Raw genomic sequence first — 25,667 nt, forward strand, 5'->3', positions numbered from 1 at the left:
AATCGTGGCCGAGACCACTGTTGAGAACCCCGTCGAGGGCACCGAGGGCGAAGAGGTCTTCGCCGAGGTCACCACCTTCGAGTCCGAGGTTCCCGTCGAGGGCGAGTACACCAGCGAGTCGCTGGCCTCCCGCTTCGGCGACCCGCAGCCCGCCGCCGGCCTTGGCCGTCGGAAGAACGCCATCGCCCGCGTCCGGATCGTTCCGGGCACCGGCAAGTGGAAGATCAACGGTCGCACCCTTGAGGACTACTTCCCCAACAAGGTGCACCAGCAGGAAGTCAACGAGCCCTTCAAGGTGCTCGAGCTCGACAACCGCTACGACGTCATCGCCCGCATCTCGGGTGGCGGCGTCTCGGGTCAGGCCGGTGCCCTGCGCCTCGGTGTGGCCCGTGCGCTGAACGAGGCCGACGTGGACAACAACCGTCCCACGCTGAAGAAGGCCGGCTTCCTCTCCCGCGACGACCGTGCGGTCGAGCGCAAGAAGGCCGGTCTCAAGAAGGCCCGTAAGGCCCCGCAGTACAGCAAGCGCTAAACCGCCTGCTCGTCTGCTTTACACGCCCGCCCCGGCGGCACTCCTCGTGCTGCCGGGGCGTTCGTTTATCGACACCTCCGGGCGTATAACGGCATAAGACATTCATAGTCTTGATTGCGTGACGTTGTGTTGCTCGGCGTTCGATGCGCGGTGTTGTGCGCATTGTGTCGTTGTGTTGCATTGCTTTGGTCGGTTTGGTTTGCGGTTTCGGAGCATCTTCGGAGGACACCAGTGGGACGACTCTTCGGTACGGACGGCGTGCGCGGTGTCGCCAATGCGGATCTGACGGCCGAGCTGGCGCTCGGCCTCTCGGTGGCCGCGGCGCACGTGCTCACCGAAGGGAGCACCGCCGACGGGGCCCGGCCGACGGCCGTGGTGGGCCGTGACCCACGCGCCTCCGGGGAGTTCCTGGAGGCCGCGGTCGTGGCCGGTCTCGCCAGCGCGGGCGTGGACGTCCTGCGCGTCGGCGTGCTGCCCACCCCCGCGGTGGCGTACCTCACCGGCGCGCTGGGGGCCGACCTCGGCGTGATGCTCTCGGCGAGCCACAACTCCATGCCGGACAACGGGGTCAAGTTCATCGCCCGCGGCGGTCACAAGCTCTCCGACGAGCTGGAGGACCGGATCGAGTCGCTCTACGAGCAGCACCGCACCGGTGAGCCGTGGGAGCGCCCGACCGGTGCCGGGGTGGGACGCGTCACCGAGTACACGGAGGGCTTCGACCGTTACGTGGCCCACCTCGTCGCGGTCCTGCCGAACCGGCTCGACGGGCTGAAGGTGGTGCTCGACGAGGCGCACGGGGCCGCCGCCCGCGTCTCGCCGGAGGCCTTCGCGAGGGCCGGCGCCGAGGTGATCACGATCGGTGCCGACCCGACCGGCCTGAACATCAACGACGGCTGCGGTTCCACCCATCTGGAGCCGCTGAAGGCCGCCGTCGTCGAGCACGGTGCCGACTTCGGCATCGCGCACGACGGCGACGCCGACCGCTGCCTGGCGGTGGACGCCTCCGGCGAGGAGGTCGACGGCGACCAGATCCTCTCCGTCCTGGCCCTCGCCATGCGCGAGGCCGGGCAGTTGCGCAAGGACACCGTGGTCGGCACGGTCATGTCCAACCTCGGCTTCAAGATCGCGATGGAGCGGGAGGGCATCCAGCTCGTCCAGACCGCCGTCGGCGACCGCTACGTGCTGGAGTCGATGAAGGCCGAGGGCTACGCGCTGGGCGGCGAGCAGTCCGGCCACGTCATCGTCCTGGACCACGCCACGACCGGCGACGGCACCCTGACCGGCCTGCTGCTGGCGGCCCGGGTCGCCGCCACCGGCCGTACGCTCGCCGACCTGGCCGGGGTCATGCAGCGGCTGCCGCAGCTGCTGATCAACGTCCCCGACGTGGACAAGTCCCGGGTCGGCACCTCCCCGGAGATCGCCCAGGCCGTCGCCGAGGCCGAGCGCGAGCTGGGCTCCACCGGACGCGTGCTGCTGCGCCAGTCGGGTACCGAGCCGCTGGTGCGGGTCATGGTCGAGGCGGCCGACATCGAGCAGGCGCGGGCCGTCGCCGAGCGGCTGGCCGACGTGGTGAAGTCCGCGCTCGGCTGACCGCCGCCGCACGGACCGGGCCGCCCCGTGATCCCCGGCCGCCGGGGGCCACGGGGCGGCCTTTTCCGCCCAGCAGGACCAGGTCGCAGGTGGGGGCGCGGGCGCGCTCCCGGGGCGGGCGGCGTGCGCGGGGCGGGCGGCGTGCGCGGGGCGGGCGGCGTGCGCGGGGCGGTCAGAGCTTGCGCAGGGACAGCCGCTGGACCTTGTGGTCCGCGCCCTTGCGCAGCACCAGGGTGGCGCGGCCCCGGGTGGGGGCGACGTTCTCCACCAGATTCGGCTTGTTGATGGTCCGCCACATCGTCGCCGCGTACTCCATGGCCTCCTCCTCGGAGACCTGGGTGTACTTGCGGAAGTACGAGGACGGGTCCTGGAACGCGGTGTCGCGCAGCTTGCGGAAGCGGTTGAGGTACCAGGTCTCGATGTCCTCGGTGCGCGCGTCCACGTACACGCTGAAGTCGAAGTAGTCGGCGAGGCCGACCCTGGTCCGGCCGTCCTTGCCGGGCATCGCGGGCTGGAGGACGTTGAGCCCCTCGACGATCAGGATGTCGGGGCGGCGCACGCTGAGGCGTTCGTCCGGGACGATGTCGTAGATCAGGTGCGAGTAGACGGGCGCCGTCACCTCGTCCTTGCCGGCCTTGATGTCGGCGACGAAACGGGTCAGGGCCCGCCGGTCGTACGACTCGGGGAAGCCCTTGCGGGACATCAGGCCGCGGGCCCGCAGCTCCTTCATCGGCAGCAGGAAGCCGTCGGTGGTCACCAGCTCGACGCGCGGGTGCTCGGGCCAGCGGGCCAGCAGCGCCTGGAGGATGCGCGCGGTGGTGGACTTGCCGACCGCGACGCTGCCCGCGACGCCTATGACGAACGGGGTGCCGCGCTGCTCGCCGTGGCCGTTCCCGGCGTCCCCGAGGAAGGTGTTCAGCGCGCCGCGCAGGCCCGAGGTGGCCTGGACGTAGAGGTTGAGGAGACGGGAGAGCGGCAGGTAGACGTCCCGTACCTCGTCGAGGTCGATGACGTCCCCGAGGCCGCGCAGCCGCTCGACCTCGTCGGCGCTCAGCGGCAGCGGGGTCTTGTCCCGCAGGGCGCTCCATTCGGCGCGGGACAGATCGACGTACGGCGTCGCCGCGGGCTCGGCGCGTCGGTGGGTGCTCCGTGGCGGCGAAGTGATCACGGGTTCATTGTCGCGGGAGTTCGAACGGAGCGGGGGGTGGGCTCGGTCACGTGGGGCACGGGACGGCCCGCACCGCCGGGCCGGCGGTGCGGGCCGCGGCGGAATTCCCGAATCCGTCGGTGGCCCCCACCGGTTCCCGTCGGCACCGGGCGCCGGAGCGGACGGCGCAAGAGCGAGAACTCGCCGAATGCGCGAGATGTCGTTGGGGCGGCCGAATGTCGATGGGAGGCGTGCGGCCGGCCCGTGCTCCCGGGGCGGTGCGCCCGCTGCCCGGGAGGTGGGGAAAGCTCCTGGTCCCGGGGCCCGGGCGGGCCGTTTTTCCGGTGCCCGGAGGGGCGATGCGCGGCTTCCCCCGGTTGGCCGGAAACGGGCTCCCCGCGCAATGGTGCGGCAGTGAAGGGTGTGAAGGCGGGCGCCGAACGGGCGCCCTGGTAGATCAATCATTTGTTCGCTTCGATGACCCTCTGGGGGACACATGCGCACCGAAATGATTCTCACCAACGACGCCACCGACCTGGACCTGGACCTCCGCATCGCAGAGGCCCCCGACCAGACGCAGGAGATCGGCGGCGGTACCTACACCTCTCCGAGCAGCTACGCGATCGGCACCCGCTGTCCCGTCTGCTGCGTCTGACGCGTCGGCAGGGCGTCCGGCCGGTGTGACCCGACCAGAGGTCTTCCGTCCGGGACGGGCCCGGCACGATCCGAACGAGAGGCCCTGAGCGGAACGGGCGGGGCGGGCCGAGCCCGCCCCGCCCTCCCGTACCACCGCACCCTGGGGGACGACCGACGTGCGATCAGACCTGGACCTGGACCTCTTCGAGGTCCGCGAGCCCGTGCTCGTACGGATCGCGAGCATGCCGCGCGACCGCGACGAACCCCGGGTCGACGCCGCGGACCCGGTCCCCGGACTCCGCCTGCTGGCCGCCGACCCGCTGCTCCGCCAGGCCGTCGAGGTCGCCAGCGGAAGCCTCGCGCTCGGCCTCCGGAGGCTGGACACCGACGAGGGCGCCGCCGCCCTCGGCCCGAAGCGCACCCTCAGCGCCGCCCGGACCCTCACCCGCTACGCGCGCCGGGCCGGTGGCCGCCCCACCCCCTTCGGCCTGTTCGCGGGCGTCGGCAGGGCCGTGTTCGGACCCGCCGCCGGGGCCCGGCTCACCGGCCCCGGCCAGGTGGCGGTCCGCCTCGACGGCGGCTGGCTGCACCGCCGGGTGCTCGACTGGCTCGCCGTCCCCGCGGTCCGCCGCCGGACCGACGTCGTCCTGAACGACCTGTGCGTACGGCGGGACGGACGGCTCACCCTGCACACCGGCGGACGCGAGGTCTCGGTACGGGACAACGCCCTCGTCGCCGCGGTCCGCGAGGCCGCCGGGCGGCCCGTACCGTACGCCGCCCTCCTGGACGAGCTGGACGCCCGCTTCCCCGCCGTCGCCGCGGACCGCATCGACGGCCTGCTCGCCGGCCTCGTCCAGCACGGCTTCCTGCTCACCGCGCTCACCCCGCACCGCATCGACGCCGCCCTCCTCGACCGCGTCGAGGCCGCCGTGGACGGGGCCGTGCCGGGCGCCGCCGAGGGACTGCGGGCGGTCCGCGCCGCCGCCACCGCCCACGAGGCGCACCCGCCCGGGGAGGGACGGGACTCCTGGCGCGCCCTGCTCACCGCCGTCCGGGCCATGGACGGCGACGGGGCGGCGGCCGACGACGGCGGACGGCCCCCCGTCCACGTGGACCTGCGGATGCCCGCCGACATCGTGCTGCCCGAGGCGGTCGGGGAGGAGATCCGTCGCTACGCCGCCGCGATCTGGGCGATGACCCCGCAGTGGACCACCCTCGACCACATGCGGGAGTACCGCGACCGGTTCATCGAGCGGTACGGGACCGCCTGCGCCGTCCCGCTCGCCGACCTCGTCGACCCGCACCGCGGCCTCGGCCTGCCGCCCGAGTACGGCGCCCTCGCGCCCGACCGCCCCCGCACCGGTTCCGGTTCCGGCGACGACCCCGACCGCCCCCGCCGCGCCGCGATCGCCGAACTCACCCAGCAGGCGATCCTCGACGGCGGTGACATCGAGCTCACCGACGCCGACGTGGCGCGGCTGGCCGAGGCCGCCGGGCACCTCCCGGTGAGCCGCCCGCCGCGCACCCTCGAACTCTGCTTCCAGATCCTCGCGGACAGCCGGGAGGCCCTCGACCGCGGCGACTTCCTGCTCCTGGGCAGCCCGCACATCGGCTCCTGGACCGCCGGGGCGACCGCCGGCCGCTTCGCCGCCCTCACCGGGCTCACCGACGACCTCGCCCGGCTGGTGGCGGGCCCCGCGACCGGCCCCGGCGACGAGGACGTCCTCGTCGCCCAGGTCGACGTCGCGCCGAGCGACCCGCGCTCGCTGAACATCGTGCAGGTGCCGCCGCTGCTGCCGTACCGCATCCCCATCGGCGTCGCCGACGACCGCGGCGACCCGCACTGCCTGGACTGGCGCACCCTCCTGGTCGCGGCGGGCGAGAACGGGCTGCGGCTGCTGCACGCCCCGACCGGCCGTCAGGTCGTCCCCGTCCTCCCGCACATGCTGGCCCTCGACACCCAGGCACCGCCCGTCGCCCGCTTCCTCTGCGACCTCGCGGCGGCCCGGCCCCGGGTCTGGTCCGGCTGGGACTGGGCGGGGCTCGACATCCTCCCGTACCTGCCGAGCGTCCGGTACGGACGGGTGCTGACCGCGCCGCGCCGCTGGCTCGCGGACCGCCGGCTGCGGGACGCCGCCCGGTCGCCGGACGCGGCCGTGTGGGCGGCGGGCCTGCGCGACTGGCGCCGCCGGGGCCGGGTGCCGGACCGCGTCCAGATCGCCCGCAACGACCAGATGTTCCCGGTCGACCTGCGCGACCCGTGGGACCAGGGGCTGCTGCGCGCCGAACTGACCGCGAAGGAACCCCGGTTCCAGCTGTACGAGGACCTCACCGCGGACGGCACCGGGCTCGGCTGGAACTCCGGGCACAGCACCGAGATCGTCGTCCCGCTGGTCCGCGCTCCGCACGCCCCGCCGGCCGCTTCCCCGGACGCGCCGGCGCCGCTCGCCAGGTCCGGCATCAGGCTCGCGCCCACCGCGGTCCATCTGCCCGGCGAGGACTGGCTGACCGTCAAGCTGTACGCCGAACAGGCCACCCACGACGACCTCCTCGCCGAGGACCTCCCCGCCCTGCTGGCCGAGGTCGAGGAGGACCTCGACCGCTGGTTCTTCATCCGCTACCGCGACCCCGACCCGCATCTGCGGATCCGGCTGCACGGCGACCCGGCCGTCCTGCGGGACCGGGTCCTGCCCGCCGTCGCCCGGCACGTGCGCCGGCTGACCGGGTCCGGCGCGGCGCGGACGATGACGCTGGACGTGTACCGCCCGGAGACCGACCGCTACCTCGGCCCCGCCGCGCAGGAGGCCGTCGAGGAACTCTTCCTGACCGACAGCCGGTCCGCGCTGCTCCAGCTGCGGGCCCGGCGGGCCGGGGCGGCGGCCGTGCCTCCCGAGGTGCTGGCCGCCGCCGGCCACGCGGTGCTGCTGGACTCGCTGGGCGACTGGGACTGGTGCGCCTGGGCGGACCACATGTTCACCAAGGGCCCCGACCACGAGGCCTACCAGCGCCACCGGGCCCTGGCCGACCGGCTGGTCCGCCCGGGGGACGTGCCCGGCGACACCGCCCGCACCGTCGCCGCCGGGCTCGGCGTCCCGGCGCTCGCCGAACTGTGGGCCGACGCCCCCGAGGCGCGGGCCTACGGGAAGCTGGTGCTCGCCGCCGACGAGGCCGACCGCGACGAGGCGGTGCTCTCGCTGCTGCACATGCGGCACAACCGGCTGTTCGGCATCGACGCGGCGGCGGAGGCCCGCGGCTACGCGGTGCTGCGCGGGGCCGCCCGTACCCATGTCGCCCGCCGGGACCACGAGGCCCGGTCGTCCGCCAGGAGGGCCCGATGACCGCACCGCAGCCCGGCACCGGGTCGCCCGTCGCCGCACCGCCCGCCACCGCACCGGCCACCGCACCGGCCACCGAGCCGGCCGTCACCGGCCTGCGCGAGCGCGCCGGGCAGGTCTCGGAGCTGATCCTCGACAAGCTGGCCGACCCCGCCGCCACCATGGCCGCGACCCGGATTCCGGCCGAGGCGTCCGACGACGGCGAGGGCGAGGGGATCTGGGCCGAGATGACCCTCGGCAGCGGCAGCCCCGGCCTGGCCATCGCCTTCAGCGGCGCGGCCCGCCCTGGCACCGACCGCACCGCCCGCGCGCACGCCTACCTCGCGGTCGCCACCCGGGCCGCAGGCACCGGGGACACCGCCCCGAGCGGCATCTTCAAGGGGCCCGGCGCCCTCGCCTTCGCCGTACTGCTCGCCCACCGGGCCACGGGCGGCTACGTCTCCGCGCTCCAGCGCCTGGACGGGTACCAGCGCGAACTGGTGCGCACCGCGCTGCCCGCCGTCCCGCGGAACTCCCCGCTGCCCACCATCGGCCACTACGAACTGGTGCGCGGCATGACGGGCGTGGGCCGCTACCTGCTGGCCCGCGCCGGGAGCTGCGGCGAGGAGCTGGAGACCGTACTGGCCTATCTGGTCCGCCTCGCGCAGGGCGAGGTGGAGCACCGGGGCCACAAGGTGCCGCGGTGGTGGGCCCTGGACGCGCCCCGGATCGGCGCGGAGCACCGGCTGCCCGACGGACACCTCAACCTCGGGCTGTCGCACGGCGTCGCGGGGCCGCTGGCCCTGCTGTCGGCCGCCTGGCGCCAAGGGGTCCGCGTGCCGGGCCAGCAGGAGGCCATCGAGTCGGCCGCCGGGCTGCTCACGCGGTGGGCGGTGCGCGACGAGCACGGGGTGTTCTGGCCCCCGCACCTGAGCCTGGACGAATGGCGGGCCGGGCCCGGGGCCTTCGCCGCGCCCGCCGGATGGCCCTCCTGGTGCTACGGCGCCCCCGGGGTCTCCCGCGGGCTCCAGCTGGCGGGCGTGGCGCTGGACCGCACGGACTGGACCGGTACGGCGAAGGAGTCCGTGGCCCGGCTGCTGGCCCTGCCCATGGAGCGGTGGGGCATCAACGACCACGCCCTGTGCCACGGCTGGGCGGGCGCCCTGCACCAGCTCGGCCGGCTGAACGAGCACATCGGCGACGAACGGATCGAGGAGCTGCGCGACCGGATCGCGGCCCGGCTGGTCGGGGACTTCGATCCGGAGCTGCCCTTCGGCCACCGCTTCACCATGACGAAGGTGCCGTTCGGGACGGACGTCTCCGGGTACCTCGACGGGGCGGCGGGCGTGGCCCTGGCCCTGGACTCGTACTCCGTCGGGGGCACGCCCTCGGACTGGGACATGCCGCTGCTGCTGTCCTGAGGCACCGACCCCGGACCGGCCCGCCGCACCGGACGCCCCGCCCCGACGCCCCGCCCCGACGCCCCGGCCCCCGCGCCGCCGTTCCCCCCTGCCGCCCCGTTCGCCTTCTGCGACGATGCGGAGAAGAGGGGGTTCGGCCACTGATGGGCAAGAAGGGAACGGTATGTGCGGAATCGTCGGTTACGTCGGTGGGCAGTCGGCGCAGGACGTCGTCGTGGCGGGTCTCAAGCGCCTCGAATACCGGGGCTACGACTCGGCGGGCATCGCCGTCCTCGCGGACGGCGGCCTGGCCGCGACGAAGCGGGCCGGAAAACTCGTCAATCTGGAGAAGGCGCTGGTCGAGGCGCCGCTCCCGGCCGGGAGCACGGGGATCGGGCACACCCGATGGGCCACCCACGGCGCGCCCACCGACGCCAACGCCCACCCGCACCTGGACAACGCGGGACGCGTCGCCGTCGTGCACAACGGGATCATCGAGAACTTCGCCGTCCTGCGCGCCGAACTCGCCGACCGCGGCCACGACCTGGCCTCCGAGACCGACACCGAGGTCGTCGCCCACCTGCTGGCCGAGGCGTTCTCCTCCTGCGCGGACCCGGCGGAGGCGATGCGGCAGGTCTGCCGCCGGCTGGAGGGCGCGTTCACCCTCGTGGCCGTGCACGCCGACGCGCCCGAGGTGGTCGTCGGGGCCCGGCGCAACTCGCCGCTCGTGGTGGGGGTGGGGGAGGACGAGGCGTTCCTGGCCTCCGACGTGGCCGCGTTCATCGCACACACCCGCTCCGCGATCGAACTGGGCCAGGACCAGGTGGTGGAGCTGCGCCGGGAGGGCGTCACCGTCACCGACTTCGACGGGCGCCCCGCCGAGGTCCGCAAGTACCACGTGGACTGGGACGTCTCCGCCGCCGAGAAGGGCGGCCACGACTCCTTCATGCTCAAGGAGATCGCCGAACAGCCCCGGGCCGTCGCCGACACACTGCTCGGGAGGACCGACGGCGAGGGCTCGCTCCGCCTCGACGAGGTGCGCATCCCGCCGCACGAGCTGCGGGAGGTCGACAAGGTCGTGGTCGTCGCCTGCGGCACGGCGTTCCACGCCGGGATGATCGCCAAGTACGCCATCGAGCACTGGGCCCGCGTCCCCTGCGAGACCGAGCTGGCCAGCGAGTTCCGCTACCGCGACCCGATCCTCGACCCCCGCACCCTGGTCGTCGCGATCTCCCAGTCCGGCGAGACGATGGACACCCTGATGGCCGTGCGGCACGCCCGCGAACAGGGCGCGAAGGTCCTGGCCATCTGCAACACCAACGGCTCCACGATCCCCCGCGAGTCCGACGCCGTGCTCTACACGCACGCCGGGCCCGAGGTCGCCGTCGCCTCCACCAAGGCCTTCCTCACCCAGCTGGTCGCCTGCTACCTCGTCGCCCTGTACCTCGGACAGGTCCGCGGCACGAAGTGGGGCGACGAGATCCGCACCGTCGTCCGCCAGCTCTCCGAGTTCCCCGGGGCGGTCGAACGGGTCCTGGGGACCATGGGGCCGGTGCGCGAACTCGCCCGCTCCCTCGCCACCCACGACACGGTGCTCTTCCTGGGCCGTCACGTCGGCTACCCGGTGGCCCTGGAAGGCGCGTTGAAGCTCAAGGAACTGGCGTACATGCACGCCGAGGGCTTCGCCGCGGGCGAGCTCAAGCACGGGCCGATCGCGCTCGTCGAGGCCGGGCTGCCGGTCGTCGTGGTGGTGCCCTCGCCGCGCGGCCGGTCGGTGCTGCACGACAAGATCGTGTCGAACATCCAGGAGATCCGGGCCCGCGGCGCCCGCACCGTCGTCATCGCCGAGGAGGGCGACGAGGCGGTCGTCCCGTACGCCGACCACCTGATCCGGATTCCCGTTGCGCCTACGCTGCTTCAGCCGCTGGTGTCCACCGTGCCGCTGCAGGTCTTCGCCTGCGAACTGGCCCGGGCCCGCGGCAACGACGTGGACCAGCCGCGCAATCTGGCGAAGTCCGTGACCGTGGAGTAGCGAGGGATGAGGGGACGCCCGTGATCATCGGGGTCGGGATCGACGTGGCCGAGATCGAACGGTTCGACGCGGCGCTGCGGCGCACACCGCAGATGGCCGAACGGCTCTTCGTCGAGAGCGAGTTGCTGCTGCCCAGTGGTGACCGGCGGGGCATCGCCTCGCTCGCCGCCCGGTTCGCCGCGAAGGAGGCCCTGGCGAAGGCGCTCGGCGCGCCGGGCGGGCTGCTCTGGACGGACGCCGAGGTGTACGTCGAGGACAGCGGCCGGCCCCGGCTGCGGGTGTGCGGCACGGTCGCCGCCCGCGCGGACGAGCTGGGCGTGCGGCACTGGCACGTCTCGCTCAGCCACGACGCGGGAGTGGCGTCGGCCGTGGTGATCGCGGAGGGTTGAGCACATGCGTACCGCGTACAGCGTCGAGACCGTACGGGCCGCCGAGCGGGCCCTGATGGCCCGTCTCCCCGAGGGCGCCCTGATGCAACGCGCCGCCGCCGGGCTCGCGGCGGCCTGCGCCGAGGTGCTGCGGAGGCGCGGGCGGGTGTACGGGGCCCGGATCGTCCTCCTGGTGGGCAGCGGCGACAACGGGGGCGACGCGCTGTACGCGGGCGCCCGGCTGGCCCGCCGGGGCGCGGGCGTGCGCGCCGTGCTCACCGCGCCGGGCCGCGCCCACGCGGGCGGACTCGCCGCGCTGCTCGCGGCCGGCGGCCGGGTGGTGGACGGCCCGGCGGACGGACCGGGGAACGGCCCGGCGGACGCGGCGGAAGGTACCCAGGCCGCAACGGAGGACGACGCGGTGGCGGGCGCCTGGGGCGGGCACGTCGACCTCGTCGTGGACGGCATCACCGGCATCGGCGGACGCGGCGGGCTGCGCCCGGGGGCCGCCGCGCTCGTACGGGCCTTCGCGGCGACCGGCGCGCCCCTGCTCGCCGTGGACCTGCCCAGCGGGGTCGAGGCCGACACCGGCGAGGTGCTCGGCGACGCGGTGCGCGCCGACGCCACCGTCACCTTCGGCACGTACAAGCCGGGCCTGCTCGTCGACCCCGCCGCCGGACTCGCGGGCGCGCTGCGCCTCGTGGACATCGGGCTCGGGCCGGAGCTGCCCGCGGTGCCCGACCTGGAGGCGCTCCAGTACGCGGACGTCGCCGCGCTGCTGCCGGTGCCCGGCGGCGGGAGCGACAAGTACCGGCGCGGGGTCGTCGGCGTCGTCGCCGGTTCCGCCCGCTACCCCGGGGCGGCGGTGCTGGCCGTCTCCGGGGCGCTGCGCGGCGGCGCGGGGGCCGTGCGGTACGTCGGTCCGGGCGCCGACGCGGTGATCGCGCGCCACCCGGAGACGCTGGTGCACCCGGGGCCGCCGTCGAAGGCGGGCCGGGTCCAGGCGTGGGTCGTGGGGCCCGGCCTCGGCGACGGCGCGGAGGCCGCCGGGGCGGTGGACGACGTACTGGCCACCGAGGTTCCGGTGCTCGTCGACGCGGACGGGCTGCGGCTGCTCGACGCCGCCGCCGTGCGCGCCCGCACCGCGCCGACCGTCCTCACCCCGCACGCCGGGGAGGCCGCCGCACTGCTGGGCGTGGCGCGCGAGGAGGTCGAGGCGGGGCGGCTCGCCGCGGTGCGCGAACTGGCCGCCCGCCACCGCGCCACGGTCCTGCTCAAGGGCTCCACGACGCTGGTCGCCACCGGCCCCGGGGACGCCCCGGTACGGGTCAATCCGACCGGTACCGCCTGGCTGGCCACGGCCGGCAGCGGCGACGTCCTCTCCGGCCTGATCGGCTCCCTGCTGGCCGGGGGCCTGGCCCCGCACGACGCCGCGTCGGTCGGCGCCCATCTGCACGGACTGGCCGCCCGGCTCGCCGCCGACGGCGGCCCCGTCGCCGCGCAGGACGTCGCGGAGGCGATCCCGGCGGCGTGGCGGGACGTCCGGGCCTGAGCGATCCTGGGCGCAGGCGGACACCGACCGGACCGAAGGACGCCGACAGGAGGACCGACCGTGGGCAGCAGCGACGAGGTGCGCGTACGCCGGGTGTACGAGCCGAAGGAGGACGGGGACGGCACCCGCGTCCTGGTCGACCGGCTCTGGCCGCGCGGCGAGTCCAGGGAGAAGGCGGCGATCGACAAGTGGCTCAAGGACATCACCCCGTCCGATGAGCTCCGCGACTGGTACCACGAGGACCGCACCGCCACCCGCTACGACGAGTTCGTCGACCGCTACCGCGCCGAACTGGCCGACCCCGTCCACGCGGCGGCCGTCCGGGAACTGGTCGAACTGGTCCGGGAGGGCGGCCCGGTGACCCTGGTCACAGCGGTCAAGGACGTACCGCACAGTCATGTCCCGGTCATCGTCGACCACCTGGAGCACGAACTGCGCCGCCACTGAGGCGTCCTCGCGCCCCCTGCGCCCGCGCGCGGGAGGCCCCGGCACGAGCGGGCACCCGGCCCGCCGCCCCGGTGGCCCGCCGTACGCCTCTGAGAGACTGGGCGCGATGAACGAGACAGCGTCCTTGAGAGCCCGTGCCGAGATCGACCTCGCCGCATTGCGTGCCAATGTGCGCGAACTGCGCGCACGGGCGGCGGGCGCGCAGCTCATGGCCGTCGTCAAGTCCGACGCCTACGGGCACGGGGCGGTGCCCTGCGCCCGCGCCGCGCTGGAGGCCGGGGCGACCTGGCTGGGCACCGCCACGCCGCAGGAGGCGCTCGCCCTGCGGGCCGCCGGGCTCGGCGGCCGGGTGATGTGCTGGCTGTGGACCCCGGGCGGCCCCTGGCGCGAGGCGATCGAGGCCGGCATCGACGTGTCGGTGAGCGGGATGTGGGCCCTGCGCGAGGTCGTTGCCGCGGCGACGGAGGCGGGCGCGCCGGCCCGGGTACAGCTCAAGGCCGACACCGGCCTCGGACGCAACGGCTGCCAGCCCGCCGACTGGCCGGAACTGGTCGCCGCCGCCCGCGCCGCCGAGGCCGCGGGCACCCTCCGGATCACCGGCCTGTGGTCCCACTTCGCCTGCGCCGACGAGCCCGGCCACCCCTCCATCGCCGCCCAGCTGACCGCGTTCCGGGACATGACGGCGTACGCGGAGAAGGAGGGCGTCGACCCCGAGGTGCGCCACATGGCCAACTCCCCGGCGACGCTGACGCTCCCCGAGGCGCACTTCGACCTGGTGCGGACCGGGATCGCGATGTACGGCATCTCGCCCAGCCCCGAGCTGGGCACCCCGGCCGACTTCGGGCTGCGCCCCGTCATGACGCTCGCCGCCTCGATCGCCCTGGTCAAGCGGGTGCCGGCCGGTCACGGGATCAGCTACGGCCACCACTACACCACCACCGCCGAGACCACCCTGGGCCTGGTGCCGGTCGGCTACGCGGACGGCATCCCGCGGCACGCCTCCGGCCGCGCCCCGGTCCTCGTCGGCGGCGTCACCCGGCGGATCGCGGGCCGGGTCGCCATGGACCAGTTCGTCGTCGACCTGGGCGGGGACGAAGTCGGGGTGGGCAGCGAGGCGGTGCTCTTCGGCCCCGGGGACCGGGGCGAGCCCACCGCCGAGGACTGGGCGCGGGCCGCCGACACCATCGCGTACGAGATCGTGACCCGGATCGGCACCCGCGTGCCGCGCGTGCACCTGAACGCGACCCCCGCCGAGTCCTGACCGAACGTGCACACCTGACCGGGCACGATTGACCGGGCACGATCCGTTTCACGGCCGGAACGGGCCGGTCCCGACCTGACGGACACGACCGACGAGGAGCGCGGCACGGTGAGCGAGATCGGTGCGGGGGACGCGGTGACGACGGCCGCCACGGCGGCCGGCTGGCGCCGGGCGGGCATCGCCGGAGCGGCCATAGGCGTGCTCGCGGCGGGCGCGGCGGCCGGGGTCGCGGTCGAACGGCTCACCGTCGGCCGGGGCATGCGCCGCAGGGCCAGGCTCACGCTGGACGCCACGGGCCCGTACGGCTCGCTGCGCGGGATGCCGGGCCGGGCCACGGCCGACGACGGCACCGAGCTGTACTACGAGGTCGACGAGGTCGAACCGGACGGCGGCGCGGCGGCCGCCCCGGCCGAGGACGACGCCACGGGCGCCGGAACGCGCCGCCGCAGGCTCTTCGGCCGCAAGGCCCCCGCGCCCGTCACCGTGATCTTCAGCCACGGCTACTGCCTCAGCCAGGACTCCTGGCACTTCCAGCGGGCGGCGCTGCGCGGCCTGGTCCGCACCGTCCACTGGGACCAGCGCAGCCACGGCCGCTCCGAGCGGGGCCGGTCCCAGGCGCAGGGGGAGCCGGTCGGCATCGACCGGCTCGGCCGCGATCTGATGGCCGTGATCGAGGCGGCGGCCCCGGAGGGGCGGCTGGTGCTCGTCGGGCACTCGATGGGCGGCATGACGATGATGGCGCTGGCCGAGCAGTACCCCGCACTCGTCCGGGACCGGGTCGCCGCCGTCGCGTTCGTCGGCACGTCGAGCGGGAAGCTGGGGGAGGTCAGCTTCGGGCTGCCGGTCGCGGGCGTGAACGCGGTGCGGCGGGTGCTGCCCGGGGTGCTCAGGGCGCTCGGCTCCCAGGCCGAACTGGTGGAGCGGGGCAGGCGGGCGACGGCCGACCTCTTCGCGGGGCTGATCAAGCGGTACTCGTTCGGTTCGCGGGACGTCGACCCGTCGGTCGAGCGGTTCGCCGAGCGGCTCATCGAGTCCACCCCGATCGACGTGGTCGCCGAGTTCTACCCGGCCTTCACCGAGCACGACAAGAGCGCCGCGCTGCCCGCCTTCCTGGACGTCCCGGTGCTGATCCTGGCGGGCGACAAGGACCTGGTGACGCCCTCCTCGCACAGCGAGGCCATCGCGGACCTGCTCCCGGACGCGGAGCTGGTGATCGTGCCGGACGCCGGGCACCTGGTGATGCTGGAGCACCCGGAGACGGTCACGGACCGGCTGGCGGACCTGCTGGCCCGGATCGGCGCGGTGCCGAAGGCGAAGTAACGCTGCTGGCGAAGTGACGGGGCCGGCGGGGAAGTGGTGGGGCCGAAAGTGAAGTAAACGGTGCCGGCGAAGTGACGGGCCGACGGGGAGGCGGTGGGGCCGAGGAGGCGACGGCTCCGGGAGCGCCCGTTCCGCGCACCGCGCCGCCCCCGTCAGATCCTCTAACGTTGGCGGGCATGGAAGCACCGCACAACAGCCCGGCGGCCGAGGCCGTCCGGAACGCCGCGCCGGACGGCGTCACCGTGAGCCTCCCCGTCGAGTCCCCCGAACAGATGCAGGCCCTGGGGCGCCGGATCGCCGGGCTCCTGCGCCCCGGCGACCTCGTGATGCTCACCGGCGAGCTCGGCGCCGGGAAGACGACGCTGACCCGGGGGCTCGGCGAGGGCCTCGGGGTGCGCGGCGCGGTCACCTCCCCCACCTTCGTGATCGCCCGCGTCCACCCGTCGCTGACCGGCGGCCCGGCGCTGGTCCACGTCGACGCGTACCGCCTGGGCGGCGGGCTCGACGAGATGGAGGACCTGGACCTCGACGTGTCGCTGCCGGAATCGGTGGTGGTCGTGGAGTGGGGTGAGGGCAAGGTCGAGGAGCTGTCGGACGACCGGCTCCACGTGGTGATCGACCGCGCGGTCGGCGACACGGACGACGAGCGGCGCGAGGTGACGCTGGTCGGCGTCGGCGCGCGCTGGGCGGGGCTGCGCGAGTTCTGAGCGGCGCCGCGCGGGTTCTGAGCGGCCCCGGACGCCGGGCGGCCCCGGAGGCGGGAACCCGGCCGCGGCACGTCACCCTTTCCGACAGTCTGTCGGCAAATTGTTGCGCGGGGCGGTGCGGGCGTGGTCACATGGATGACGAGAGCGGGTTAGGCCTGCCTAACCACGCCTTCCGCCGGAGCCCCAGGAGGCATCCATGACGACGTTCGCCGACCGCGAAGTGCCGCCGCCCCCGACCTCGATGAGAGACCTGCTGGCGGCCTGTGCCGCGGCCACGGCGGTCTCCACGCCGCCCACCCCGGCGGCCGCCGCCTCCGTCACTCCCGTCACCGCCGTGCCCCGCCCCGAGACCGCCCCCGAGGCCGTCCCCGAACGCCGGGCGAGCTGACCGGGCGCCCCGATCCGACGAAACGGCCCCGGGGTCTCCTCCCGGGGCCGGACCGGACCGACCGGATTCCGCAGGGCGGATCGCGGGACGGACAGCCCTCGGCGGACGACGGCCGGCGGTCGACGGCTAGCGGACGACGACCACCTTCGTGCCCACCCTCGCGAACTCCCACATGGCGTCGCCGTCGTCCCGGGACATCCGCACGCCGCCCGTCTTCAGCGTCGGGTCCGGGCTCTCCATCGAGCCGTCCACCGCCGCGCTGAACCCCACGGAGATGCCCTCCACCACCGCGAACCGCACCACGTGCTCGATCATCACGCCGTCCGAGCCCTTGGTCGGCGGCCCCGAGCGCGTGCTCACCCGGTAGGTGCCGGGCAGCGGGTTCAGCGCGCTGGGCGTGACCTCGAAAGTCCGGGTCGCCTTCCCGGACGCGTCCACGATCCACACCCGCCGGTCGGCCAGCGCGTACACGACCCGCTGCCCGGTGCCGGAGTCCGCGGGGAGCGCGGCCGGCCGCGGCTTCTTCTCCTTCGGCTCGGCGTGCTCGGAGGCGGACGCGGAAACGGACGCCTTCGGCCCGGGTGCCGCGAGGTCGTCGGGGGCGTTCGCCGAGGCCTGGTAGGCCAGGACGCCGACCGCGACGAGCGCGGCCGCGGTGAGCCCGGCCACGATTCCCGAGCTGCCTCTGGACACCGTGCGCGCCCCTTTCGCTTCCCTATGCCGTACAAACGTTTGTCGTACAAGCGTTTAGCGTTTACGTCGTACCCGCGTGTGTGCACGGTGACGGTAGCAGCCGGGGCCGGTGGGACCGGGACGCCGTACGGGGCGCCGTGCACCGGTCGGCGGAGCCGTAGGCTGTTTGCGTGCTCTTGCTCGCCGTGGATACCGCAACCCCCGCCGTCACCGTCGCCCTGCACGACGGGACCTCCGTCGTCGCCGAGTCCGGTCAGGTCGACGCCCGAAGGCACGGGGAGCTGCTGCTGCCCGCCGTCGACCGGGTCCTGGCCGAGGCCGGCCTGAAACTCGACGCGGTGACGGACGTGGTCGTGGGCGTCGGCCCCGGCCCCTACACCGGGCTGCGGGTCGGCCTGGTCACGGCCGCGACCTTCGGCTCGGCCCTCTCCGTCCCCGTGCACGGGCTGTGCACCCTGGACGGCCTCGCGTACGCCGCGGGCCGGGCCGGACTGGAGGGCCCGTTCGCCGTCGCGACGGACGCCCGCCGCAAGGAGGTCTACTGGGCGCGGTACGAGGACGCCCGCACCCGGGTCGCCGGGCCCGCCGTGGACCGGCCCGCCGACATCGCCGAGCAGCTGGCGGGGCTCCCCGTCGTCGGCGCGGGCGCGGTGCTGTACCCGGAGGCGTTCCCGGATGCCCGGGGACCGGAGCACGTCAGCGCCGGAGCGCTCGCCGCGCTCGCCGCCGAGCGCCTCGCCGAGGGCGTAGAACTGCTGCCGCCGAGCCCGCTCTACCTGCGCAGGCCCGATGCCCAGGTCCCGAAGAACTACAAGGTGGTCACCCCGCAGTGACGACCACGACCGCCGCCGTGCTGCGCGAGATGCGCTGGTGGGACATCGACCCGGTGCTGGAGCTCGAACAGGAGCTGTTCCCGGACGACGCCTGGTCGGCCGGGATGTTCTGGTCGGAGCTGGCGCACTCCCGGGGCCCGCGGGCCACCCGCCGCTACGTCGTCGCCGAGGACCGCGCCACCGGCCGGATCGTCGGGTACGCGGGACTCGCCGCGGCCGGCGACCTCGCCGACGTGCAGACGATCGGGGTCACCCGCGACCACTGGGGCGGCGGCCTCGGCGCGGAACTCCTCACCGACCTGCTGAGGCACGCCACCGCCTTCGAGTGCGCCGAGGTGCTCCTGGAGGTCCGCGTCGACAACACCCGGGCGCAGAAGCTGTACGAACGCTTCGGCTTCGAACCGATCGGCTTCCGCCGCGGCTACTACCAGCCCGGCAACGTCGACGCGCTCGTCATGCGCCACCACGTACAAGAGCACGTGCAAGAGCACGCACAGGGAACAGAGACTGACTGATGGCTGACGAACCGCTCGTACTCGGCATCGAGACCTCCTGCGACGAGACCGGCGTCGGCATCGTCCGGGGCACCACGCTGCTGGCCGACGCCGTCGCGTCCAGCGTGGACACGCACGCCCGCTTCGGCGGCGTCGTCCCGGAGATCGCCTCCCGCGCGCACCTGGAGGCGATGGTCCCGACCATCGAGCGCGCCCTGAAGGAGGCCGGGGTCGGTGCCCGTGACCTCGACGGCATCTCCGTCACCGCGGGCCCCGGACTCGCGGGCGCGCTGCTCGTCGGCGTGTCGGCGGCGAAGGCGTACGCGTACGCGCTGAACAAGCCGCTCTACGGGGTGAACCACCTCGCCTCGCACATCTGCGTGGACCAGCTGGAGCACGGCCCGCTGCCCGAACCGACGATGGCGCTGCTGGTCAGCGGCGGCCACTCCTCGCTGCTGCTCGCGCCGGACATCACCGCGGACGTGCGACCGCTCGGCGCGACCATCGACGACGCGGCGGGCGAGGCGTTCGACAAGATCGCCCGGGTGCTGGACCTGGGCTTCCCCGGCGGCCCGGTCATCGACCGGCTGGCGAAGGAGGGCGACCCGGCGGCGATCGCGTTCCCGCGCGGCCTGACCGGTTCGCGCGACCCCGCCTACGACTTCTCCTTCTCGGGCCTGAAGACCTCCGTGGCCCGCTGGATCGAGGCCAAGCGCGCGGCGGGCGAGGAGGTGCCGGTACGGGACGTGGCGGCGTCCTTCCAGGAGGCCGTGGTGGACGTCCTCACCCGCAAGGCCGTGCGCGCCTGCAAGGACGAGGGGGTCGACCACCTGATGATCGGCGGCGGCGTCGCGGCCAACTCGCGGCTGCGGGCGCTGGCCGAGGAACGGTGCGAGCGGGCCGGCATCCGGCTGCGGGTGCCGCGGCCCGGACTGTGCACGGACAACGGCGCGATGGTCGCGGCGCTGGGCGCGGAGATGGTGGCCCGGAACCGGCCGGCCTCGGACCTGGAACTGTCCGCGGACTCCTCGCTGCCGGTCACCGACGCCCACGTGCCGGGCGCCCACGCGCACACCCACGACCACGACCACGTGCACGAGATCAGCAAGGACAACCTCTACTCGTGAACCGTACGACCGTCGCCCTGATGTGGGAGGCCCGCGCCACCACCGGCCGGGGCCCCGAACTGCTGGAGTGGGCGCGGGCCCGCGCGGGCGAACTGGCCCGCGAGCCGTTGCGCCGCGAACTGCTGCGCGCCCCGCAGGACCGGGTCCTGGTCATCACCTGGTGGGCGGCCGAGTACGGCGACGAGCTGCCCGAACTCCCGGAGCCGGACGCGGAGTTGATCACCCGCCCGGTGCACCGCTGGCGGTTCGAGTCGCTGGAGTCCGCCGAGTCCGCCGACTGAGCCGCCCGGCCGGGCCCGGTCCGTGGGCCGCCGGTCCGGCGCGGTCCCGGCCGGATGGGGTGCTCCGGGCCCTCGGGGTCCTCAGGCGCACGGGGCGTCCCGGCGGCCACCGGCCCGGAAACCGCCTCCGCGATCGCCCCGATGGCCCGCCCGGAAAATTCTCGGAAGAATTTTCCGGGCGCTGTCGATCCGGCCGGTTCCCGTTCGACGCAAGGGTGAGAGGCGGGGAGAGCCCCCGTCCCCCGACCGAGGAGTCACCATGCCCCGCTTCATGACCCTGATCCGCATCGACGAGCAGAACCTGCCCGCTGAGGCCCCGGACCCCGATTTCGAGAAGCGCATGGGCGCCCTGTTCGAGGAGATCACCGGGGCCGGCGTCATGCTGGAGACGGCCGGCCTCACCCCGACCTCCGAGGGCACCCGCGTCACCTGGTCCGGCGGGAGGATCAGCTGCACCGACGGGCCCTTCACCGAGACCAAGGAGGTCGTCGGCGGCTACGCCATCCTCCAGACCAGGGACAAGGCCGAGGCCCTGGAGTGGACCGAGCGGTTCCTGCGGGTCCACCCGGAGAACTGGACCGTCACCTCCGAGGTGCGCCAGATCGACGAGGCCACCCCGCAGGTCTGAGGGCTCGTCGGACGGCGTCGGATGGTCTCCGGGTGGCCTCCGTCCGGCGCCGTCCGTCGCGGCTTGCCGCGCCCCGGCACGGCTGCTCTGATGGGTGACCGTGACGGGAACGAGCACGCGGACGGCGGTCGAGACGGTCTTCAGGATCGAGTCCGCGCGGATCATCGCGGGGGTCGCCCGCATCGTGCGGGACGTCGGCATCGCGGAGGAGCTCGCGCAGGACGCCCTGGTGGCCGCGCTGGAACAGTGGCCGGAGTCAGGTGTCCCGGACCGGCCGGGAGCCTGGCTCATGGCCACCGCGCGGCACCGTGCGATCGACCTCGTACGCCGCAAGGAGACGTACGCGCGCAAGCTCGCCGAGGTGGGGCGGGCCCTGGAGGACGTCCCGCCGCCCGAGCCCCCCGAGCCGGACGGCATCGACGACGACCTGCTCCGGCTGATCTTCACCGCCTGCCACCCGGTGCTCTCCACCGAGGGCCGGATCGCCCTCACCCTGCGGCTGCTCGGTGGCCTCACCACCGAGGAGATCGCCCGCGCCTTCCTGGTCCCCGAACCGACCGTCGCCCAGCGCATCGTCCGGGCCAAACGGACCCTGGGCCGGGCGGGCGTCCCCTTCGAGGTGCCGGAAGGACCCGAGCGGGCCGCCCGCCTCGGCTCCGTGCTGGAGGTCATCTACCTGATCTTCAACGAGGGTTACGCGGCCACCGCGGGCGACGACTGGCTGCGCCCCGGACTGTGCGAGGACGCGCTGCGGCTGACCCGGGTGCTCGCGGGCCTGATGGCGCACGAGCCCGAGGTCCACGGACTGGCCGCGCTGCTGGAGCTCCAGGCCTCGCGCACCGCGGCCAGGACCGGGCCGGACGGTTCGCCGGTGCTCCTCGCCGACCAGAACCGGGCCCGCTGGGACCGGCTGCTGATCCGTCGCGGCGTCGCGGCCCTGGAACGGGCCGTGGCGGCGACCGGGGAGGGCGCCGGCCTCGGCCCGTACACGGTGCAGGCCGCGATCGCCGCCTGCCACGCCCGCGCACCGGCGTACCGGGACACGGACTGGACCACCATCGCGGCCCTCTACGACCGCCTCGCCGCGCTCGGGCCCTCCCCGGTCGTCGAGCTGAACCGGGCCGTGGCCGTCTCGATGGCCCGGGGGCCGGCGGCCGGCCTCGCCCTGGTCGACGCCCTGGCCGACGACCCGGCGCTCAAGGACTACCACCTGCTGCCCAGCGTGCGCGGCGACCTGCTGGCCAGGACCGGGCGTACGGACGAGGCGCGGGCGGAGTTCGCGCGGGCGGCCGGACTGGCCCGCAACGAACGGGAACGGGCCATGCTCCTGGAACGCGCCGAGCACCCGGCCGGCACCGACGCGGGAGCCCCGGCCGGTACGGACGGCCCGACAGGTACGGAGACGGCGCGGCCCGCTCGATAAGGTCTGGTCCCATGTCCACTCGTGCCCAGCTGCCGCCACCGCCACCGCCCGTGGAGATACGTTCCTGGCCCGACCGGGAATCCCTGCTCGCCGATCGGGCCGTGGTGCTCGGGGCACTGGTGAAGGCCCACGTATCGCCGGGGCGACTGGGGATGCTGTGGCTCTGGGGAGCGCTCTGCGCGCTCGGCTGGGCGCTGGTGGGCTCGGGGCTCATCACCTTCAAGGAGACGTACGACGTCATCAGCGCCGGGGTCGCCGTGATCCTGTTCGTCCTGGGCGTCTGCTGCGTGGTGCCCGCCGTCATCCTGGTCGTCGTCGGGCTGAGCCGGGACCGGAGGATCCGCGAACTGCTGTACGCCTGGGGCGGGTTGGACCGTGACCCGGAGCGCGACGCGGCGCTGCGGATGCCGGGCGTCGCGGTCGCCTGGCTGCTGACGTCCTTCGCGCTGTGCGCGGTGGGCCTGTACGCGTGCTTCGCCGTGCCGGCGAACACCCCGGCGGGCGAGGCGAGTTACGGCGAGGTCGTCCTGTTCATGGGGGTCGGGATGACCTGCTGGCTCGCCGGACTGATCGGTCTCGTCAAGGCGTTCGCGCACCGCAGGTGGGTGCTGCGGGTGCTGGCCGGGGCGCCCGCCCCGGAGCGGGTGCTCTCCGCCGGGGGCGGTGCCCACCGCTGACCGCGGGCCCGCCCCGACGGCCGCCGGGCCGGGCCGTCCGGGTCAGGCCGGGCCGTCCATCGGGTGGCCGATCAGCATCGTCGGCGCCCCCGCCACCCGGGTCAGGAAGACCGTCGCGGAGTTCGGGCCGTGCAGCTTCATCCTGCGGCGCAGCTCCTCCGGTTCGACCGCCGAGCCGCGCTTCTTGACGGTCAGCACGCCGACCTCCCGCTCCCGCAGCAGCGCCTTCAGCTTCTTCATGTTGAAGGGCATCCGGTCGGTGATCTCGTACCCGGAGGTGTACGGGGACGCGTACGGCTCGTCGCCCGTGACGTACGCGATGGTCTCGTCGATCAGCCGGCCGTTGCACCGCGCCACGACGTCGGCGACCAGACCGGCGCGGATGACGGCGCCGTCCGGCTCGTACAGGTAGCGGCCCACCGGACCGACCGGCGGTGCGGGCGGCGGGCCCGCCGACCACAGCGAGGCGCCGTCCGGGAGGACCGTGGCCCGGTACGAACCGGCCGCGAAGCCCTCGCCGAACCAGAGCACCGCCTCCTTCACGTCCCCGCCGTCCGAGATCCACTCGGCCTCCGCCCGCTCCGGGATCGCCTCGTGCGGGATGCCGGGGGCGATCTTCAGCGCGGCGCGGGGCGCCCCGAGCGCGGCGTCCACCGCCCAGGACAGCGGGGGCGAGTACGCCTCGGGGTCGAAGATCCGGCCCCGCCCGCCGCGCCGGGCCGGGTCCACGAACACCGCGTCGTACGGCGAGGTGTCGACATCGGTGACATCGGCGCACCGCACCTCGATCAGCCCGTCCAGCCCGAGGGCGGCGGCGTTGGCGCGGGCGACCTCCGCGGTCAGCGGATCGCGGTCCACGGCGAGCACCGAGATGCCCGCCCGCGCGAGCGCGATCGCGTCGCCGCCGATCCCGCAGCACAGGTCGGCGACGCTCCGCACCCCGCCCGCCGCCACGAACCGCTGCGCGCGCCGGGTGGCCACCGACGTACGGGTCGCCTGCTCGACGCCGTTCGGCGTGAAGAACATCCGGTACGCGTCCTCGGCGCCGAACTTCGCCACCGCCCGCTGCCGCAGCCGGGCCTGCCCCAGCGCCGCCGAGACCAGGTGGGCCGGGTGGCTGCGGCGCAGCCGGGTGGCGGTGGCGAGTTCCTGGGCGGGGTCGTACGACCGCAGCCCGGCCAGCAGCTCGGCGCCCTCGGGGGTGCGCAGGGCCAGGAAGGCGGCGAGGGGGTCGTGGGGGTCGGACGGGCCGGGGGAGCCGGGCAGGTCGGTGCCGTTCGGCCGGGCCGGGTCGTGCGGGCCGTTCGGGGCGAGAGCGTTCACCCGTCCCATTGTGAGCCAGCCGGGTAGACCGGCGGGCCCGGCGGAGGTGTCGGACCGGACGGCCGAGCACGTGCTGGCAGTATGCGGCGCCATGCGGCTTGTGCGACAAAAGGAAAAAAATTCCACAAAGCGTCATGAGTCGGCCGTGCCTGGGGCCGGACGCGGCCGGGGCCTTGGCGGGCACCGGTCCGTCCGTGGGGTCCTGGTCGCGCTCCTGGTCGCGACGGTCGGCTCCGGCTGCGCCGCGGGCGAGGGGGGACGTGCGGGCGGCGCCGGGCGCGGCGAGCGGCCCGCGGCCGGGAATCCCGGCGCCCCCGCGGCGCCCGCCCGCCCCGGCGGACCCGGGGCCGGGCCGACGCACCGGGGGTCGGCCGGGAGAACGCGAAGCTGGCCCCGGCCGTCCGGGCCGCCCTCGCCGAGAAGTGGGGTTTGGACAAGCCCCCGCTGATCGCCCCGGAACCGCCCGCGGTGAAGCCCCGCATCACCACCCGCGAGGGGTTCGAGGTGGAGGGCGGCGACGACTCGCTCCCGCCCGTCTTCACCACCGTCCCGACCGAGGAGCGGATCGTCTTCCTGACGATCGACGACGGCGCCGAGAAGGACCCCGAGCTGCTCCGGATGATGGACGAGCTGGACATCCCGTACAGCGCGTTCCTCAGCGACTACGAGGTGAGCGACAACTACGGGTACTTCGGCGAGGCGCGACGGCGGGGCGTCGCCCTCAACAACCACACGCTCAACCACCCCTACCTGCCCGGCCTCTCGTACGCCGAGCAGGAGCGCGAGATCTGCGGCCAGCAGGAGGTCATCAGGGAGCAGTACGGGAAGCAGCCCGCCCTCTTCCGCCCGCCGTACGGCAACTACAACGGGGACACCCTGCGCGTCGCGAAGTCCTGCGGCATCAAGGCCGTCCCGCTGTGGAACGCGGAGGCGTTCCCGGACCACATGGAGTGGCGCGAGGACGACCAGGACCTGCACCCCGGCGACATCATCCTCACCCACTTCCGGGGCCGGTCCGAGTGGGGCGGCAGCATGACCGACCTGGTCCGGGCGGTCATGAAGGTCGTCACGGACAAGGGGTACGCCGTGGCCCGGCTGGAGGACTACGTGTGAGAAGGGCGCACCGGCCGCCGGCCGGTGCGCTCCCGACCGCCCCCGGGTGCGCGGAACAGCACGGTCCGTCCGCGCGTTGTCCGTACCGGCGTCCGTACCGGCGTCCGTACCGGCGTCCGTACCGGCGTCCGTACCGGCGTCCGTACCGGCGTCCGTACCGGCGTCCGTACCGGCGTCCGTACCGGCGTCCGTACCGGCGTCCGTACCGGCGTCCCTGCCGGTGCCGGGGCCCTGCTCCGGTCCGGGGCGGGAGCGGCGGGGGCGCGACGCCACGACCACTTGAATTGGCACTCCGCTTGACCGAGTGCTAATCCCGGTCATAGTCTCGGTGCTGGCACTCACCACTGGAGAGTGCCAACACCACTGCGCGACTGGCAGGTC

The 25,667-nt window shown here is 74.5% G+C and carries 23 protein-coding genes and 1 pseudogene; 21 read left to right on the forward strand and 3 right to left on the reverse strand.

The window, feature by feature from the left end; genetic code table 11:
* Positions 1-4: 4 nt before the first annotated feature.
* Both rpsI and glmM read left to right on the forward strand, forming a co-directional pair.
* On the forward strand, positions 5-532 hold the full coding sequence (rpsI, locus tag OCT49_RS21345) for a 30S ribosomal protein S9 (RefSeq protein ID WP_072486701.1): 528 nt from the start codon (positions 5-7) through the stop codon (positions 530-532).
* A gap of 231 nt (positions 533-763) precedes the next feature.
* A complete protein-coding gene (gene glmM / locus OCT49_RS21350) occupies positions 764-2,122 on the forward strand; it encodes a phosphoglucosamine mutase (RefSeq protein WP_283853439.1) in 1,359 nt (452 codons plus the stop codon).
* A gap of 172 nt (positions 2,123-2,294) precedes the next feature.
* Here the strand turns inward: glmM and coaA are convergent, their stop codons facing one another.
* Positions 2,295-3,290 carry a type I pantothenate kinase gene (gene coaA / locus OCT49_RS21355; RefSeq protein WP_283853440.1) on the reverse strand — a complete coding sequence of 332 codons (996 nt, stop codon included), beginning with the start codon at positions 3,288-3,290 and terminating at the stop codon, positions 2,295-2,297.
* A 475-nt stretch (positions 3,291-3,765) separates the two neighbouring features.
* Between coaA and lanA the strand changes: the two genes are divergently transcribed.
* The 11 genes from lanA (at position 3,766) to OCT49_RS21410 (ending at position 16,694) form a co-directional block, all read left to right on the forward strand.
* Positions 3,766-3,924: an SCO0268 family class II lanthipeptide gene (gene lanA, locus OCT49_RS21360; RefSeq protein ID WP_283853441.1), complete on the forward strand. Its 159-nt coding sequence runs from the start codon at positions 3,766-3,768 to the stop codon at positions 3,922-3,924.
* Between the two features lie 223 nt (positions 3,925-4,147).
* The gene (locus OCT49_RS21365) at positions 4,148-7,243 is read left to right on the forward strand and encodes a lantibiotic dehydratase (protein WP_283855887.1); all 3,096 of its coding nucleotides are present in this window, start codon (positions 4,148-4,150) and stop codon (positions 7,241-7,243) included.
* Positions 7,240-8,640: a lanthionine synthetase C family protein gene (locus OCT49_RS21370; protein ID WP_283853442.1), complete on the forward strand. Its 1,401-nt coding sequence runs from the start codon at positions 7,240-7,242 to the stop codon at positions 8,638-8,640. The genes OCT49_RS21365 and OCT49_RS21370 overlap by 4 nt, the downstream gene beginning before the upstream one ends.
* Positions 8,641-8,803: 163 nt before the next feature.
* Positions 8,804-10,651 (forward strand): glutamine--fructose-6-phosphate transaminase (isomerizing), encoded by a 1,848-nt coding sequence (gene glmS / locus OCT49_RS21375; protein ID WP_283853443.1) that lies wholly within the window; start codon positions 8,804-8,806, stop codon positions 10,649-10,651.
* Between the two features lie 20 nt (positions 10,652-10,671).
* Complete coding sequence (locus OCT49_RS21380) at positions 10,672-11,040, forward strand: holo-ACP synthase (protein ID WP_283853444.1); 369 nt, start codon at positions 10,672-10,674, stop codon at positions 11,038-11,040.
* Between the two features lie 4 nt (positions 11,041-11,044).
* The gene (locus OCT49_RS21385) at positions 11,045-12,571 is read left to right on the forward strand and encodes an NAD(P)H-hydrate dehydratase (protein WP_283853445.1); all 1,527 of its coding nucleotides are present in this window, start codon (positions 11,045-11,047) and stop codon (positions 12,569-12,571) included.
* Positions 12,572-12,631: 60 nt separating this feature from the next.
* The gene (locus tag OCT49_RS21390) at positions 12,632-13,018 is read left to right on the forward strand and encodes a DUF488 domain-containing protein (RefSeq protein WP_283853446.1); all 387 of its coding nucleotides are present in this window, start codon (positions 12,632-12,634) and stop codon (positions 13,016-13,018) included.
* Between the two features lie 106 nt (positions 13,019-13,124).
* Positions 13,125-14,279, forward strand: coding sequence for an alanine racemase (alr, locus tag OCT49_RS21395; protein WP_283853447.1), 1,155 nt, complete (start codon positions 13,125-13,127; stop codon positions 14,277-14,279).
* Between the two features lie 108 nt (positions 14,280-14,387).
* Positions 14,388-15,599, forward strand: a complete 1,212-nt coding sequence (locus OCT49_RS21400) for an alpha/beta fold hydrolase (protein ID WP_283853448.1) — start codon at positions 14,388-14,390, stop codon at positions 15,597-15,599.
* A gap of 176 nt (positions 15,600-15,775) precedes the next feature.
* Positions 15,776-16,306, forward strand: a complete 531-nt coding sequence (tsaE, locus tag OCT49_RS21405) for a tRNA (adenosine(37)-N6)-threonylcarbamoyltransferase complex ATPase subunit type 1 TsaE (RefSeq protein ID WP_283853449.1) — start codon at positions 15,776-15,778, stop codon at positions 16,304-16,306.
* Positions 16,307-16,502: 196 nt separating this feature from the next.
* Complete coding sequence (locus OCT49_RS21410; RefSeq protein ID WP_283853450.1) at positions 16,503-16,694, forward strand: hypothetical protein; 192 nt, start codon at positions 16,503-16,505, stop codon at positions 16,692-16,694.
* Between the two features lie 126 nt (positions 16,695-16,820).
* Here the strand turns inward: OCT49_RS21410 and OCT49_RS21415 are convergent, their stop codons facing one another.
* A complete protein-coding gene (locus OCT49_RS21415; protein ID WP_283853451.1) occupies positions 16,821-17,387 on the reverse strand; it encodes a hypothetical protein in 567 nt (188 codons plus the stop codon).
* Between the two features lie 170 nt (positions 17,388-17,557).
* Between OCT49_RS21415 and tsaB the strand changes: the two genes are divergently transcribed.
* The 7 genes from tsaB (at position 17,558) to OCT49_RS21450 (ending at position 22,850) form a co-directional block, all read left to right on the forward strand.
* Positions 17,558-18,220 (forward strand): tRNA (adenosine(37)-N6)-threonylcarbamoyltransferase complex dimerization subunit type 1 TsaB, encoded by a 663-nt coding sequence (gene tsaB, locus OCT49_RS21420; RefSeq protein ID WP_283853452.1) that lies wholly within the window; start codon positions 17,558-17,560, stop codon positions 18,218-18,220.
* Between the two features lie 29 nt (positions 18,221-18,249).
* Complete coding sequence (gene rimI / locus OCT49_RS21425) at positions 18,250-18,735, forward strand: ribosomal protein S18-alanine N-acetyltransferase (RefSeq protein WP_283855888.1); 486 nt, start codon at positions 18,250-18,252, stop codon at positions 18,733-18,735.
* A complete protein-coding gene (gene tsaD / locus OCT49_RS21430) occupies positions 18,735-19,841 on the forward strand; it encodes a tRNA (adenosine(37)-N6)-threonylcarbamoyltransferase complex transferase subunit TsaD (protein ID WP_283853453.1) in 1,107 nt (368 codons plus the stop codon). The genes rimI and tsaD overlap by 1 nt, the downstream gene beginning before the upstream one ends.
* Positions 19,842-19,861: 20 nt before the next feature.
* A complete protein-coding gene (locus OCT49_RS21435) occupies positions 19,862-20,122 on the forward strand; it encodes a hypothetical protein (RefSeq protein ID WP_283855889.1) in 261 nt (86 codons plus the stop codon).
* Between the two features lie 259 nt (positions 20,123-20,381).
* Positions 20,382-20,750: a YciI family protein gene (locus tag OCT49_RS21440; protein WP_283853454.1), complete on the forward strand. Its 369-nt coding sequence runs from the start codon at positions 20,382-20,384 to the stop codon at positions 20,748-20,750.
* A 100-nt stretch (positions 20,751-20,850) separates the two neighbouring features.
* Positions 20,851-22,173, forward strand: a complete 1,323-nt coding sequence (locus OCT49_RS21445) for an RNA polymerase sigma factor (protein WP_283853455.1) — start codon at positions 20,851-20,853, stop codon at positions 22,171-22,173.
* An 11-nt stretch (positions 22,174-22,184) separates the two neighbouring features.
* Positions 22,185-22,850, forward strand: coding sequence for a hypothetical protein (locus OCT49_RS21450; RefSeq protein ID WP_283853456.1), 666 nt, complete (start codon positions 22,185-22,187; stop codon positions 22,848-22,850).
* 42 nt (positions 22,851-22,892) lie between these two features.
* Here OCT49_RS21450 and OCT49_RS21455 read toward each other — a convergent pair whose 3' ends face one another.
* Entirely contained in the window at positions 22,893-24,182 is a 1,290-nt protein-coding gene (locus OCT49_RS21455; RefSeq protein WP_283853457.1) for a THUMP-like domain-containing protein, read from the reverse strand.
* 82 nt (positions 24,183-24,264) lie between these two features.
* On the opposite strand from OCT49_RS21455, the pseudogene OCT49_RS21460 reads away from it, so the two are divergent.
* Positions 24,265-25,286 (forward strand): annotated as a pseudogene (locus OCT49_RS21460) (polysaccharide deacetylase family protein).
* Positions 25,287-25,667: the final 381 nt, after the last annotated feature.

The sequence above is a fragment of the Streptomyces sp. ML-6 genome, from assembly GCF_030116705.1.
GTDB lineage: Bacteria > Actinomycetota > Actinomycetes > Streptomycetales > Streptomycetaceae > Streptomyces.

Bases quoted from the DNA above. Each gene is read 5' to 3' on its own strand.
- lanA (WP_283853441.1), top strand. From the start codon at position 3,766: ATGCGCACCGAAATGATTCTCACCAACGACGCCACCGACCTGGACCTG.
- OCT49_RS21365 (WP_283855887.1), top strand. From the start codon at position 4,148: ATGCCGCGCGACCGCGACGAACCCCGGGTCGACGCCGCGGACCCGGTC.
- OCT49_RS21370 (WP_283853442.1), top strand. From the start codon at position 7,240: ATGACCGCACCGCAGCCCGGCACCGGGTCGCCCGTCGCCGCACCGCCC.
- glmS (WP_283853443.1), top strand. From the start codon at position 8,804: ATGTGCGGAATCGTCGGTTACGTCGGTGGGCAGTCGGCGCAGGACGTC.
- OCT49_RS21385 (WP_283853445.1), top strand. From the start codon at position 11,045: ATGCGTACCGCGTACAGCGTCGAGACCGTACGGGCCGCCGAGCGGGCC.
- alr (WP_283853447.1), top strand. From the start codon at position 13,125: ATGAACGAGACAGCGTCCTTGAGAGCCCGTGCCGAGATCGACCTCGCC.
- tsaE (WP_283853449.1), top strand. From the start codon at position 15,776: ATGGAAGCACCGCACAACAGCCCGGCGGCCGAGGCCGTCCGGAACGCC.
- OCT49_RS21410 (WP_283853450.1), top strand. From the start codon at position 16,503: ATGACGACGTTCGCCGACCGCGAAGTGCCGCCGCCCCCGACCTCGATG.
- rimI (WP_283855888.1), top strand. From the start codon at position 18,250: ATGCGCTGGTGGGACATCGACCCGGTGCTGGAGCTCGAACAGGAGCTG.
- tsaD (WP_283853453.1), top strand. From the start codon at position 18,735: ATGGCTGACGAACCGCTCGTACTCGGCATCGAGACCTCCTGCGACGAG.
- OCT49_RS21435 (WP_283855889.1), top strand. From the start codon at position 19,862: ATGTGGGAGGCCCGCGCCACCACCGGCCGGGGCCCCGAACTGCTGGAG.
- OCT49_RS21440 (WP_283853454.1), top strand. From the start codon at position 20,382: ATGCCCCGCTTCATGACCCTGATCCGCATCGACGAGCAGAACCTGCCC.
- OCT49_RS21450 (WP_283853456.1), top strand. From the start codon at position 22,185: ATGTCCACTCGTGCCCAGCTGCCGCCACCGCCACCGCCCGTGGAGATA.
- OCT49_RS21455 (WP_283853457.1), bottom strand. From the start codon at position 24,182: ATGGGACGGGTGAACGCTCTCGCCCCGAACGGCCCGCACGACCCGGCC.